The organism is Granulicella pectinivorans (assembly GCF_900114625.1).
Lineage (GTDB): Bacteria > Acidobacteriota > Terriglobia > Terriglobales > Acidobacteriaceae > Edaphobacter > Edaphobacter pectinivorans.
The window spans coordinates 4,373,003-4,387,501 of sequence record NZ_FOZL01000001.1; the positions used below are offsets into that span (position 1 = coordinate 4,373,003).

A 14,499-nucleotide genomic window follows, 5' to 3' on the forward strand; every position below is an offset into this window, starting at 1 on the left:
ACGCAGCACGATCGCCATCACCAGCACGACTGAAAAGAGGCATCACCATGAAGAACTTCCCCCGCAATGCAGTGCGCGTCGCCGCACTGGCGCTTTGTACGCTATCCATTGGTGCCGTTTCCCTGCGCGCGCAGGACACCCCTCCCCCGCCGCCATCCGGCGAGCAGGGTCCACCTCCGGGCGGTCCCGGCGGACGCATGAACCCCGAGCGTCAGCTCGAAATGATGACCAGGGCACTTAATCTCGCGCCGGACCAAGTCGCGCAGATCAAGACGATCCAGGCCGACAACCGGAAGGAGATGATGGCACTGCGGGAGGACACCGCTACCCCCCAGGACCAGAAGCGCGACAAGATGATGGCCATGCGCGCCGCCAGCGAGGCCAAGATTCGCGCCGTTTTGAACGACGACCAGAAGCCCAAGTACGACGCCATGCTGGCGCGCCAGCGTGAGCGCGGCATGGGTGGGCGGGGCGGCGACGGCCCACCACCACCTCCTCAGCAGTAGACTTTTAGCATCCACGCATGAAAGGCCGGAGGGACGAACCTCCGGCCTTTTCGTCTCTTGCGCATCCGGCCACCGCTGATAGAGTGAACAGATGTTCGTACCAGGCCATTTTCTCTTCGCTCCCACGCAGCGGATCCACTTCATCGGCATCGGCGGCATTGGCATGAGCGGTATCGCGGAGATACTGCTTACCATGGGCTATACCGTCTCCGGATCGGACCTTCGCCGGTCACCCGCGACCGCTCGGCTGGAATCGCTGGGGGCCACGATCTTTGAAGGTCATCGCGCCGAAAACGCTTCGAACGCCGATGTTCTGGTCACCAGCTCCGCCGTTGCCAAGGACAACCCCGAGGTTCTCCAAGCGCACGCACGTAAGGTACCCGTCATCCAGCGTGCCGAGATGCTCGCTGAACTTATGCGCCTGAAGTACGGGATAGCGGTTGCAGGCATGCACGGCAAGACGACCACGACGTCCATGGTCGCGGCTGTCCTTGCGGGTGGCGACCTCGACCCTACCGTCGTCGTCGGGGGACGCGTTGATGCCCTTGGGTCGAACGCCCGGCTGGGAAGTTCGCAGTATCTGGTGGCCGAAGCCGACGAGAGCGACCGCTCATTCCTGAAACTCTTCCCCATCCTCGCGATTGTGACCAACCTCGACCGCGAACATATGGACTGTTATCGCGACATGGCCGACGTTGAATCCGCCTTCGTTGAGTTCATGGACAAGGTGCCCTTTTACGGGGCCATCACGGCCTGCGTGGACAACGCGATGCTGCGGGCCATCCTGCCCCGTGTCCGACACCGCGTCCACACGTACGGGCTCAGCTCCGATGCCGACTTCCAGGTGAGTATGCTCCCCCGTTCCGAGAGCGCACACTCTACATTTCACGTCAATTATCACGGCCTCCTCATGGGACCGTTCAACCTTCACGTTCCAGGCCGTCACAACGTTCTCAACGCGACCGCCGCCATCGCCATCGGCATCCAACTTGGCCTCAGCCCGGAGAAGATTGCCAAGGGCCTCGCCTCCTTCCGAGGGGTCGACCGACGCTTCCAGACCAAGGGCACAGCCAACGGCGTGACGGTCGTCGATGACTACGGGCACCACCCAACGGAGGTACTCGCCACACTGAGCGCTGCGAAGGACTGCGGTTACTCCGCGATCCACGTGCTCTTCCAGCCGCATCGTTACACCCGCACCCGCGATCTCTGGACGGAGTTCCTCACCGCCTTCGAAAACGCCGACACGGTAGAAATGGTGGACATCTATTCCGCAGGCGAAGCCCCGATCGCAGGCGTTACGGCTGCCGCGTTGGCCGCGGAGATGTCTCGCCGCAAAGACTCGGTTGAGTATGCGCCCACGATGGACGGGGCGGTGAAACGTCTAGCCCTGCGCGCCCAGCCAAATTCGCTCATCATCACACTGGGCGCAGGCACCGTCTCCCAGGCTGGCCCGTTGTTGCTCGCGGCCCTCAAAGCCCTTGACCCAGCATGAAGCACCGAGTATTCTGAGTACTGCGGCAGAGTCGCGTCCCCGTCGTCCAGTGGCCTAGGACACCGCCCTTTCACGGCGGTAACACGGGTTCGAATCCCGTCGGGGACGCCAAATCGCTTCAATGACTTACCGCACACCCACCAAAAACATCGCCGTCCGATAATAAAACCCATTCTTCGGACCCTCCTCTTCTTCCTGGCTCAAACATCAGCCGGCAGACCCTGCTCTGTGCCGAACGTTTGATCCGTCACGGCTTGAGCATAGAGATTCAGGGTGATGCTGCTGTTGGCGTGGCGAAGAAGGTTTTGGACGGTCTTCACATCTTCCCATGCGACTTCAGGATCGCCGCTTAGGAATGACGGAACGTATGCCATCCGGCATTGCCTGTAACTCCAAGCGCCTTGAGGCCGGTTTGAGATATACGCGGAAGATCGAGAACAACCAGGAGGGCTTCTTTCAGCCGCTGGAGGGACTGCGAAGCCCCAATCATCGTCCCTGGATAGGCTGGGCATCTGCAACTGTTAGAAACCTGTCAGTACGGACCGCTGGCTTCACCTGTAGGCTGGCATGCCAAGCTCTTGAGGAACAGGCAAAATCCTGGTCTGGGTAAAGTGAAGCTTCGCGTCGCGAAAGAGGTCGCTGCGCAGCATCCATAGCTGCATACTCATGTCGTAGTGGACCATCACGTTTTGCAACGCGTAGGAGCGGTTTTCCTTTTGCCACGCGTCCTGGTACATATCGCGGAGCTGCCCGTAGGTGGAGATGAGGTCCTGGTAAAAGTAGCTGATATGGAAGAGCGGTGCGCCCTTGGCCTTCGTCCCGTTGTTTTGTTCGACGGCTTGCCGGTAGGCAGTGAGTATCTCGTCGGCCATCTGGAACTTATAGGCCACAAAATCGATGCGCCTGGCGGCAATTTCCATGGCATTCAGGGCGTCCGGTTCACGTAACGGAGCGGATACTTGCGCCTCGTGAATGAGCGTGATGGCGCGCTCGGCGTGCATGCGGATCGTGTGAGCCACGGGAAGGATCTTCGCTGAGTCAAGTCTTCCCTGCTCCGACCAAGGATCGGCCCAGAAAAGATCCGTCATCGCTCCATACTTGAAGCCGGCTTTGCGGAACGCCATGCTGGCCTCGGTGAGTTCGAGTTGTGCCTGGTTCAGCTTGCCGCTGAAGTCTCCGTGGAAGACTTGTCCGAAGGACTGGTGGAAGACCGGGATGCTCGAGGAGCCTGGCTGCCAACCTGCGGCCGCCCCGAAGAGTACCCCATACCAATTGTTATTGAAGAGCCCTTCGTTATCCTCATCGACGTTCCACATGGTGTTCAGTTCACCCGTGGCTCCGAGTCGCTGCCCATCGGAGACGAAGCCCTGAATGTTCCGCAACGCCTCATCGTTGTTGGGATAAATGCGGTTCCAGTTATTGATGCCAGGCGCAACCCAAGTCTCCATGCCGATGTCGGTGAAAGGACGAATCCACTTGTCGAACCCCTGGGGACGCGGGTCGTAGTCCCAAGCGACTGCGATCATGTCGCTGGGCAGCTTCTTCACCAGGTCCGGATGGGACATCGCAATATCGCCCCAGAAGAGCAGCTTCTTCTTCAGAGGCTGAAGCTGCGCGTGGATGCGCATGAGAAAGTCCATGTAGGTCTTGGGCTCACCCTGCTGCGCGACACGCTCCTTCGACTGGCCGAGGCCAAGTTCGTTGACCTCGTCTCCGCCGACATGAAGAAAGGGGCCGGGAAACATCGTCGCGATTTGCCGGAACCATTGATCGATGAGCTCGATGGAGCCTAGTGCCTGAGGAGCGAGAGCGCTGCCGTGCGGTGTTTCGGCCAGGCTCGAATACTGCTCGAACATGAGCGCGTGATGCAGATGGCCGAAGGCCTCCTGCTCGGGAATGATGGTGACGTGGTACGGCTTCGCATAGGCAACCAGCGCTGCCACGTCGGCGGGCGTCATGGCTCCGTGGTACGGGGCGGGCAAGGGATTGCCAGGATAGGCGAGTGACACCTCGCAATAGGGCGAGTAGATGTTCGCCTTGAACTGGGCCAGGACTCGGATGATGTGCTGCTGAAAGGCAAGCGTCGAGATTGGGCCGCGAGAGAGATCGTGTGAAAGGCCGCGGTATTTCATCGCGGGCCAGTCGCGGAGGATAACAGCGTGAAGCATCGCGACGGAGTGATCGACGGTGATGAGTTGTGCCAGGGTTTGGGCACCATAGAAGATGCCGGCAGAGGTGGAGGCTATGTCGTACGTTGTATTGCCCTCGCTCACGATGGCGTATCCCTCATCGTGCATGGCGGGAGTGAGTTCAATGTGATTGCGAGCAAGGATGGCGGCGGCAGAGCGAACTGTGACGCGCAGGAAAATAATGTGGACCGAAGGCCTGGCGGAAGGCTGTATGCCACGCTCTTTTAGCGTCCCGGCGAGATCGGCGGCGGCTGCCTTGTCTTCGGCGTCGCCGCCCGGCACGGAGATATTCAGTCCATGGGCCAGTGAGATGGAGCCGAGCGAGCGCACCTCGCGCGGGAGCGGGACGAGGGCGGGCTCCTGCGGGAAAGCGGTGGTGCCCAGGGTAAGAAAAAGCGCGGAGCGGATGATGGCAGACAACTTCAAGATGGTCTCCCTGCGTGTACGTCAGACAGATTTGAGTGCGGTGGAGGCCGAGCGTTGAGGCCGGATCAGCCACACCACAAGCAAAGCTCCGACAAACGGGACCAGCCCGCATACGATCATGATGGGGTCAAAGGCGTGTGTGCCGGATGTGCTGCGCGCATCGCTGAAATATCCGATGGCTTCGTAGCCGATGATTGTGCCGATGCCGGCTGCGGTGCCCGAGAGACCGCTGACCGTCGCAACCCCTCGGGGCTGATAGAGGTCCGGAGGCAAGACGTTTGCCATCACGGAGAAGGCTTGGTAGGAGAAGGTGGCGATGCCGAATAGTGCGGTCAGCACAAGCAGATTGGTTGCGAAGATCGTGGGGATAAGGAACAGGGTGCCGATGCCGCCCGCTACGACGATTGCCTTGCGAGCCGGCAAAAGAGGCCATCCACGCTGGATGAGCCAACCGGAGACCAGGCCGCCAACATAGCTTCCCGCATCGGCCGCGAGGAACGGAACCCATACAGCCAGCAGGCTGCTGCTCAGCGCAAAGCCTTTGCTCACGAGATAGATGGGGAACCAGTCGGTGATGAAGAACCATACGGGATCAGTGAGAGCGCGTGCCGCGATGCATCCCCATGTCTCACGCAGAGCAAGCAATGACTTCAGCGAGACTGGTTCGTCCGCACTATCCGTTCCGGCGAGGCGTTTCTCTTCCTGGAGCATGGAGAGCTCTTCAGCGGAGATCATCGGATGCTGCTCAGGCTGGTGATAGAACCAGCGCCACACCAGAAGCCACACCACTCCGAGCAAACCTGGAACTGCAAACGCAGCACGCCAGCCCCAGTGCCTGTAGATCCAGAAGATGAGGAACGGAGCGATAGCACCGCCGAGCGAAGAGCCACTATCGAAGAAGGCCGTTGCCAATCCACGCTCACGCGCGGGAAACCACTCGGAGACTGCCTTTGTTGCGGCCGGCCAGTTGCCCGATTCGCCCACGCCCAGCAGACAGCGAAATCCGAGGAACGAGCTCAGCCCGCCGGCCAAGGGTGTCAGCATGGATGCTACCGAGTAGAGCGCTACGCTGATGGTTGCGCCCTTACGCGTGCCCACCCGGTCGAGCAGTCGCCCCCAGAAGACCTGGCCTACGGTGTATGTGACGCGAAAGCCGATGACGAGCTGCGCGTAATCGCGGTTATCCCAGAGGAACATTTGCTTGAGGTTTGGCGCGAGCAAGGCGAGCGACTGCCGGTCGAGATAGTTGATCACCGTCGAGGCGAAGAGGAGCACACAGATCCACCAGCGAATGCTGCTGGTACGGCGTGGCGGAGCACTGTGCGACACGTCCATCATCTTTTCCTCTTGATGACTATTTCGCGATTTCCTGGAGAGAGCTGGTGTAGTACGCTCCACCGGCGGCGCCGGTGCTTATGTGCGATTCGATGAAGCCTACGATACGCTTGCGATTGGCTTCAGCCTCGGGAAAGTCCTGATCGGTCCAGAAGCGTCTGGTTTTGTTGAAGTAGCCGATGCGTGCGAGGAAGTTCGCTCCGAAGTGTTCGTCTTCTTCGATGGAATCGGCGTCGCCGGCGCCCTTGAAGGATCCATCGGGCTGCAGCGACTCGGTGAGGCACCAGTGCAACATGCTGGCGATCTCAGTCTTGGTCCGCTTCTGCTGTTCGGGCGTCATGGCGCTCCAGCTTGCACCCATGAGGACGATAACGTCCATGTTGTTGTGGTTGGTCTGCACTCCATGCTCATACCAACCCACCGGGTAGTCCACATCCTTCACCGCGAAGAGCGTCGTGGCCAGTTCGCGCTTCATCGGAACATCGTTGTTGAGGGACTGTACGATGTGGAAGGTGACGCTGAGGTCATCGGCCTGCTCGCGCTTGCCCTCATGGAGGTAGCTCTCTCCCCACCAGCCCGTCTTTTGGTTGCGATACTTGTGGAGCACCAGATCGAGAAGTGTGTTCTTCATGCCTGGTGCCCAGAGATAGCCCGCCGGCTCGTCCGCCATGATGAGCCGGATAAGATCGACATACGCGAAGTTGAGCTCCTTGCGCTTGTCAATTCCGGTGTGCGCGACATCGGACTCGGTGATGGAATCGAAGTAGGCTTTCAGCTTCTCCGGCGAGTTCACGCGGTCGAGCACGCTGAAGCGGTATTTCGGCTGGATGCCGTTCGCCTTCTTCATCTGTAACACATCATAGGAGGCATCGAGGCGCTCCCACCAGATGGTGAAGCATCCACCCCATGTGCCGTCCTGCGGGCTCTCTTCCTCGGCGTGCGTCTCGAGCTCCGGATGTAGCAGGCTTTCTTTCAGGCTTTCCAGATGCTGATCGATCGCCGGGAAGTCTGCGGTATAGCCCATCAGGAAACGCGTCTCAATCATGATGTCATGGGAGCATTCAACCTTCTTTCCAGCCGCTTCACGCGCGGTGATCTCCGCCGCCATCGGTTTGAGCAGCTTCCTGCGCTGCGTCATGAGCTCACGATAGTGCGGATCGAAGCGCACCATGTCCGCGCGGATCTTGGCATCGTGATCGAGATCGGCGATCGGAGTTTGTGCGTGTCCAGCGCCCGCGAGCGTAAGGATGGTAAGGAATATCAGCAGTGATTGTTTCTTCAGCATAATGCTCCTAGACCAGCTAAAAATTCCGACTCAACGACTCGCATTCGTTCGGGCGCACGGCGTGTTCTTCATCTGCTCGCTCATCAGCATGAACGCGCCAATGCCATGCAGATCGTCCGTGTTGGCGGGACGCTTCAAATAGTAGGCAAGATCTCCAACCACCGTTCCGGCGCAGATGGCCGTCACACTCACACGGCCTTCAGGATTGGCGATCAGCTTCGTCAGCATGCCGCGGTATCCCTTACAGGCGATCCCCGCGTACTTCGGCTCGATATACCCACGCTCTACGCCCTTCGAGAGCATATAGATAAACATTGACGATGCCGAGGTTTCCAGCCAGTTACCGGGCTCATCCGCCTTGTCGACCACGTTGAACCAAAGCCCCGTATGCGGATCCTGGTAGCGCTCAAATGCCGCCGCTAGTTGACGCACAAGAGCCATTAGCTTGGGGCGGTCCGGATCGTTCTTGGGCATCGTCTCCAGAACCTCGACCAGCGCCACGCCATACCAACCGATGGAGCGCCCCCAGAAGAATGAGGAATGGTGGGTGACGGGCTGCGCCCAGGGCTCGGTGCCCAGCTCGTCATAAGCGTGGAAGAGCAAGCCGGTCTTTGGATCGTTGAGATGTGACGCATAGAGCAGCAACTGCTTCGAGGCTTCGCGATAGGCGTACTTCTGATCACCGAACATCTCTCCATACTGCACGAGGAAAGGCATCGACATGAACATGCCATCCAGCCATAGCTGGTGCGTATGCTCGACGCCTGCCCCATGCCACAAGCCACCGTCCTTCGTGCGCGGATACGTATCGAAGCGACGCCGAATCGTCTGTGCCGCTATCCTATAGCGCTCCTCACCCGTATCGCGATAGAGCGACAGCATGAGGATGCCTGGAAGCATATTGTCCAGGTCAACCAGTGGCTCGTCGATCTCTCCCTTCGCACTCACATGCGCGTCGGCCCACCCCTGTACGTAGTGCAGATACCGGAGGTCGTGTGTTCTCTCGTAGACCTTCTCAATGGCATAAAGCGTAAGGGCGCGCGTGTAGTTCCACTTGCCCAGACTCGCGAGCACCGGATGGGCCTTCATCGTCTGTTCGACAACACCCACGGATAGATCGTTGGGTAACGATCTATCCGCGTCGGCCACGGATGCCTGTTGAGCCACGGCTGCCGAAAACGCCCCTGACAAGACCAAAGGCAACAGCCAACGTCTGGCCACGGGGCGAAGATAGAAAATGGTGTGAGTCATCAACGTCAGTGCCGCCTGGTCTGGTTAGAAGCGCAGTTTGAGTGAGAGCTGCGCGATGCGCGGCGTGTATCCACCATTGCTTATGATATTGCCGAATCCGGATGCGGCTACATCGTTCACAGGGTCGGCGAGGTTCGTCTTATTCAACACGTTGAAGTACTCCGCGCGGAACTGGAGAACGGTCTGTGCGTAGATTGGAAAGACGCGATACAGGCCCGAGTCCCAGTTCACATAGCCCGGTCCCGTAAGAGCCCCCTTGCCCATGTTGCCAAAGCTTCCATATGCCGGGCTTGAGAAGGCGGAAACGTTGAGGAAGTTCCGGCAGGGCCCGCTGCTGGAGGTGCAGCTTCCACCGCCATAGGCTTTGGTACCGTTGAACTGGGCACGGTCCTGGCCGATGGCGGTATCGGAAGTATCCGCCGTCGAGATGATGGTGAGTGCATCGCCAGACTGCACCTGCACAATGCCCGTCGTCTCCCAGCCGTTGACCAGCGCGCGCAGCACTGCAGCCTGGGAGTTCAGCTTCGGCAGCTTCCATACATACGACGCTGAGAAAACATGACGACGGTCGAAGTCCGAACGCCCCTGATCGAGGCTGCGGAAGTTCGGGTAATAGATGGGGTATACGTAGCTCAAGAGGTCACCGGGATCGTACGGCACATCATCCAGCGACTTCGCCCATGTGTAGTTGAACGAGTAGGTAAGGCCATGCGAGAGCCTCTGCTGCATAGTCACCTGCAGCGAGTGATAGGTGGCATTGGCTCCGTTATTGGTGTTGGTGATCGTGGAGAAGTTCGGATAGAGTCGCGCGCCATCCGTCCCGGAGGTATTGGCCTGGCCTGGGTTCTCTTCGAGGAAGGTGGTAAGGTGCGTGGAGCGCGAACCCACATACGCGATGCGGCTCATCAGGTTATTCGTGATTTGTTGTTCCATACCCAGATTCCACTGATAGGTCACCGGCGGAGGCAGATAGCCGTTGGCGTTGTAAGTGAACACCTGCACTGGCAGCGGAAAGACTCCGTTGGTGGCAAGGTTGGTCGGTGTTGGAAAGGGATTCGTGATGCCCTGATAGGGATTCGAGAATGGGCCCACCGGATTGGTGTACTGCACCGAAACCCCGAATGGTGTCACCTGAGCGGCGTTCGAGCTGTAGGTGCCCTGCGTGCGGCTGTCGTAGAAGACACCGCCACCACCACGCAATGAGGTCTTGCCATCACCGAAGACATCGAGCGCAAAGCCGAGACGCGGCTCAAAGTTGCTGAAGAGCGGCCTGTAGCCCTGCGGCTCAACGCCTTGATCGCCCGGAAACAGCAGGCCTGCCGGTGCATTCACATAGATCGACGAAGTCCTGTGCGCGGCATAAGCCGCAGGGTCAAACACCTCCGTACGCTTGCCTGCCTCGGTCCAGGGTAAATACGGCTCATACCGCAGACCGTAGCTGAGCGAGAGTCGGCGTGTGAGCTTCCACGAATCCTGCGCATAGAAGCCCGAGAACTTGTTGCGAAGAGCGCTGTATGTTCCTGCGCCCTGCACAAATGTGGTCACCGAACCTAGCAGGAAGCTGGCAGCGCCATCACCGGCGCGCTTGTTGAACGTGAACAGGCCGGGCTCCTGGTAGGGGCCGCCGTTGTCGATCTTGCTAAGCTCGATGCGTCCCCCGAAGGCGAAGTTGTGGTTGCCACGCACCCAGTGGACATCGTCCGACAGGTTATAGCTGTTGCGCTGGAACTGCGCATACGGATTGGCGCCGAGGCTAAAGTAACCTTTCACCTTCAGGCGCTCGATCGCCTTGAGGTCCGGCTGCCAGATCTTGACGCCGTAGTCAGCGAGGTCGGGCGCATTGTCCGGCGCATGCCGCTGGGCCAGCTCCTGCATATAGTTCACGATGATGTTGTTCAGCAGATGCGGCGTAAAGACGTGCGTCTCCGAGATTAATGAACTGCGGTACACGATGTTGGAGCCGTCGGTGTACGTCAGAAGGTTGCGCGGATCGAGATAGCCACCATAGAGAAAGGCATCCGAGAAAAAGTGCACGAACATCTGGTCCTTGTCGCTGAAGCTATGATCCACTCTGGTGACGTACTCATCGAAATTTTCCTTCAGCGGCACGCGATAGTACGTCTGGCCGTTGCCCGTGGCGTGCGGTAGATCCTGCAAGAGCGCAACAGCAGCCGGATCGAAGGCGGATGTCGGGACGATATTGTTCTTATACTTCGTTCCTGTGGACGGGTTCTTGACGCTTTCCGTCGCGCCGATCGGGTTATTTGCATTCACCGTCAACAGCGCGGAGAAGTCGCCGGTCCGCTCCGCATCCGTGGGTACGAAAGCGTTCGACGGGGTCTGGTTGCGCCACAAGCTTTTCTGGTAGCCGAACATAAAAAAGGTGCTGGGAACTTTGCCCAAGCGCGGAATGCCAAGAGGTCCGGAGATGGTGCCGCCGAACTGGTTTCTCTTCAAAGGGTCCACTGTCTTGACCGGAGGCGTGGTCTGGGAAGACTGCACGTATCCAAAGGGCGACGCGGCATTGAAGACACCGTTGCGCAGATACTCGAACAGTACGCCGTGATACTTCGCTTGACCGGTCTTGATCACGATATTGACGACACCGCCGGCATTTTGCCCATACTCCGCGTTATAGTTGCTGGTCTGAACGCTGAACTCCTGCAACGCATCCGGAAACGGGAACGGTCCGTTGACGTTGGTGTATTCGTCGACATTGTTGCCACCATCGAGCATGTAGCTCGTCTCAAAGACGCGCGACCCGTTGATGGATGTTGAGGCGACAACGGGAAACGTCTTCGTGACGCCCTGGTCCGCACCGTCGTTTGGCCCTGCTACTGCACCAGCAACCAAGGTCGTGAGCTGAGCGGCATTGCGGCCGTTCAGAGGAAGCTCTTCAACCTGTGCACTGTTGACGACCTGCGATAGCGCCCCGTCTGTGGTGTTTACCTGCGTGGCATCGGCTGTCACCGTCACGACATCTCCGGAGGAACCTACCTTGAGCACCACATTCAACATCAGCGACTGATCCGCCTGAAGAGTGATCCCCTTCTGCGTGTAGGTGACAAAGCCGGAAGAGGTCACCCTCAGCGTGTACTGCGTCGGCGCCAACTGCGGAAAGGTAAACCGGCCGCTGTCATTGGTGGGCACGGTCGCCTGCTGGCCAGTATTGGTCTGCGTCGCCACGATACTGGCACCCACCACGACCGCGCCACTCGTATCAACTACAGTGCCCTGGATACTGCCGAACCCCTGCGCAAAGAGATGAGACAACGATGCGCAGAACACGACCAGCACGACCATCACGCGAAGACCCAAACGCTGATAGGAAATGAGACACAGACGGGAGAAGGCAGAGTGCAATGACAAGATCGGACTCCTTAGAGAAACAGTCTGACAGCGAGAATTACCGGCCTTCCTGGAGCGGAAACGAGTGACGTTCAGCATGCACGGGCTCGTTGCCTCCCGGAAGAACGGGTGGCCCAGCGTGATTTCGGTACCGCTCTGGAGCACTTACCCCAGAACGGGGAGGAGGGGCAGGAATCTAGGTACAAAGTATGACTTGATGACAGGACTGTCAACAGAAAATTTCTCCATTTATGGAATAATTTTCCAGATAGTTGAGAAAATCGCATGGTCGTGCTGGAAAGAGTTTTGGAGGTCTGCTTGATTTGCCTCTTCATCTCAGGGGAAGAAACGATCCCGTATATCGCTGGCAAGTCACTGCAAATGAATGAATCGAAACTCAAAGGAATGTTGATCGAGGCATTCCATATCGAATGAGACATCGGGGCGACTGATTTTCTTTCTCGTATGGTAAATTTTCATAAGCTTTACTGTTTCCATCTCGAAAGTGTTCGAGATGGACCCCAAAATATCGAGTAAGGTTGGTTTCCCCGCATGAAAGCGACACGTGCTGGCAGAAAAGGAAGTCTGGGGCTGAAAGAGATCGCGGCCGCGACCAGCGTCAGCGTGGCTACCGTGTCACGCGTGCTGAACGGAAGCAGTCGCGTCGACCCCGCGATGCGAAAACTGGTCCTTGAGGCAGCCGCCAGGCTCGAGATCTCGCCGCAGCGCCGCAATAAGCCCGGCTCTCTGGTCTTTCTGCTCAACAACCGGTCGGCACTCGCACCTTTTCACGCCAGCATCCTTGTGGGGGCCGAGGCCTACTGTGCAGCGCACGGCTGGGACCTTTTCTTTTTCTCGTTTCAGTACTCGCCCAACGTCTCTTCGCGAGAGCTACATCTGCCCAAAGTCCTTCAGCGCCGCGATTCGGTACGTGGCGTTATACTCGCCGGCGATACCTCCCCAAATTTTCTCGAACTTCTGGAGCAAAAAGAGATCAGTTATGTTGTTCTTGGCAACAATATCCTCGGCGAGGCGACGGAACTGAAGAATGATGTGGTCTTCTCGGATGAGACCCGTGGTGGCGGAGACGTCTCTCGTTACCTCATCAGCCTGGGCCACCAGCACATCTGGTTCGTTGGGAACACCCGCCTGCCGTGGTTTGCCCGCTATTACGACGGCTATCGTCAATCGATGGAGGAGGCCGGCCTCACGCCGCGTTTCAGCAGCATCGATTCCAAGGATGACACCGAAATCGGCTACCTGGGGACGAAGTACCTGCTCTCGACCGGTGAGCCCGTTACCGCCATCTTTGCCGGGAACGACGCCACCGCATGCGGCGTGTACAAAGGGCTTCGCGAGCAAGGTTGGCGCATACCGGAGGACATTAGTGTTGCAGGATGCAACGACACGGTCGGCGGCCTGCTCTATCCCGGTCTAACAACCATTCGCGAGTTTCCCGAACAGGTGGGCAGGCATATGGCGGAGTTGCTTCTCGAGCGCATTGCCAACCCCAACCTCGAACCTCGCCGGCTGACGATCCCGACAGAGTTCATACGCCGGGACTCATGTGCCGCGGCGAGTGCCGCGCAGCAGAAGTTCAACGAAGCGTTACCCCCTTCTGCAATCAGCCACTAAGGCGGACAATACCCTGACACGAACGATGTACCGCCAACGAGGCGCTAAAGGCTCGACGACAGGTGCCGCTATTTGGTCGGCGCTTTGCCGGAGATATCCTCCGTCGATGCCCCCTCAGCGCGTGCCTCCCTGAGATCGCAGGGAGGCAGTATAGATCTACACGCGCCTCCCGAACAGGGACGAGTTATGGGAAGAAATCACGGAGTTGGTTGTGTGTCTCTTCGGCTCGATCAACTCATAGGCAATCAGCACGGCAGGGATGAGAAAGGCCAAGGATCCCAGAACCCACATGATGACCGCTCCCAGGATCTGGTCGTCGATCGACGTGAGATGCAATGGATTAGGCCTTCCAGAGTAGTACGGATAGATGGGCCTACCGCAGAAGGACAGGAAGGCCGAGAGCAGGGTGTTCACGATATCGGCAGAGATGAGGTAGATCAGGATACCCCAGCTCTTGCTTCGTCGCGCAGAAGGCCAGGGCCGGAGGATGCACCACCAGAAGAGGATGGATGTGCCCAGGAAGCAGATGTGTTCGAAGTCATGCCAGTTCTCATGCTCGAGTGCGAAGTCATAGGCGGCAGGAACGTGCCAGCCGAGGAAGGTGATGTTCATGGCGAGCCATGCAACCAGCGGCGTGACGAGCCAGTGCTCTAAACGGCGCAAGGACGCTGAACGTATGAAGGGACCGATGACTGCACGCACGACCGCGGGTAGCCCACGCAGAAGCGGGACCACCGGCCACCCGTAGAGCAGAAGCGGTGGGACTACGGACATCAGGAGGAGATGCTCGCACATATGCGCGCTGAGCATGGCGTCGGCGAAGCCATCGAGAGGTGAACCAATGGCAAGCCAGAGAGTTGCGAGGCCGGCGAGGAAGGATACGAGGCGCAGGCTATGGAACTGGGCGGAGCGTGTCTTTCGGATGGCGAACCAGCCCCGCACATAGAGGATCGCCGTCACCAGGATTGTGAGGGTCAGCGAGAGAGGCAGGGACCACTCCGCGAAGATGTCTTGGGCCGCATCGGACAT

General features: G+C 58.7%; 10 protein-coding genes and 1 tRNA gene. 4 read left to right on the forward strand and 7 right to left on the reverse strand.

Going from position 1 to position 14,499, the window contains the following annotated elements:
• The first annotated feature begins 47 nt into the window (after positions 1-47).
• The 3 genes from BM400_RS17630 (at position 48) to BM400_RS17640 (ending at position 2,112) form a co-directional block, all read left to right on the forward strand.
• Positions 48-506 (forward strand): hypothetical protein, encoded by a 459-nt coding sequence (locus BM400_RS17630; protein WP_089841231.1) that lies wholly within the window; start codon positions 48-50, stop codon positions 504-506.
• Between the two features lie 91 nt (positions 507-597).
• Positions 598-2,001, forward strand: coding sequence for a UDP-N-acetylmuramate--L-alanine ligase (murC, locus tag BM400_RS17635; RefSeq protein WP_089841233.1), 1,404 nt, complete (start codon positions 598-600; stop codon positions 1,999-2,001).
• Between the two features lie 35 nt (positions 2,002-2,036).
• Positions 2,037-2,112 (forward strand) — tRNA-Glu (locus BM400_RS17640).
• A gap of 89 nt (positions 2,113-2,201) precedes the next feature.
• Here the strand turns inward: BM400_RS17640 and BM400_RS22165 are convergent.
• The 6 genes from BM400_RS22165 to BM400_RS17665 form a co-directional block, all read right to left on the reverse strand.
• Positions 2,202-2,375, reverse strand: coding sequence for a hypothetical protein (locus tag BM400_RS22165; RefSeq protein ID WP_175529095.1), 174 nt, complete (start codon positions 2,373-2,375; stop codon positions 2,202-2,204).
• 177 nt (positions 2,376-2,552) lie between these two features.
• The gene (locus BM400_RS17645; RefSeq protein WP_089841235.1) at positions 2,553-4,616 is read right to left on the reverse strand and encodes a family 20 glycosylhydrolase; all 2,064 of its coding nucleotides are present in this window, start codon (positions 4,614-4,616) and stop codon (positions 2,553-2,555) included.
• A gap of 21 nt (positions 4,617-4,637) precedes the next feature.
• A complete protein-coding gene (locus BM400_RS17650; protein ID WP_245781945.1) occupies positions 4,638-5,954 on the reverse strand; it encodes an MFS transporter in 1,317 nt (438 codons plus the stop codon).
• 16 nt (positions 5,955-5,970) lie between these two features.
• Positions 5,971-7,236: a hypothetical protein gene (locus BM400_RS17655; protein ID WP_089841240.1), complete on the reverse strand. Its 1,266-nt coding sequence runs from the start codon at positions 7,234-7,236 to the stop codon at positions 5,971-5,973.
• 30 nt (positions 7,237-7,266) lie between these two features.
• The gene (locus BM400_RS17660; protein WP_175529096.1) at positions 7,267-8,346 is read right to left on the reverse strand and encodes a glycoside hydrolase family 88/105 protein; all 1,080 of its coding nucleotides are present in this window, start codon (positions 8,344-8,346) and stop codon (positions 7,267-7,269) included.
• 165 nt (positions 8,347-8,511) lie between these two features.
• Entirely contained in the window at positions 8,512-11,805 is a 3,294-nt protein-coding gene (locus tag BM400_RS17665; protein WP_175529097.1) for a TonB-dependent receptor, read from the reverse strand.
• Between the two features lie 582 nt (positions 11,806-12,387).
• Between BM400_RS17665 and BM400_RS17670 the strand changes: the two genes are divergently transcribed.
• Positions 12,388-13,470, forward strand: coding sequence for a LacI family DNA-binding transcriptional regulator (locus BM400_RS17670; RefSeq protein WP_089841247.1), 1,083 nt, complete (start codon positions 12,388-12,390; stop codon positions 13,468-13,470).
• Positions 13,471-13,626: 156 nt separating this feature from the next.
• On the opposite strand, the gene BM400_RS17675 is transcribed toward BM400_RS17670, so the two are convergent.
• Entirely contained in the window at positions 13,627-14,499 is an 873-nt protein-coding gene (locus BM400_RS17675) for a cytochrome c oxidase assembly protein (RefSeq protein WP_089841250.1), read from the reverse strand.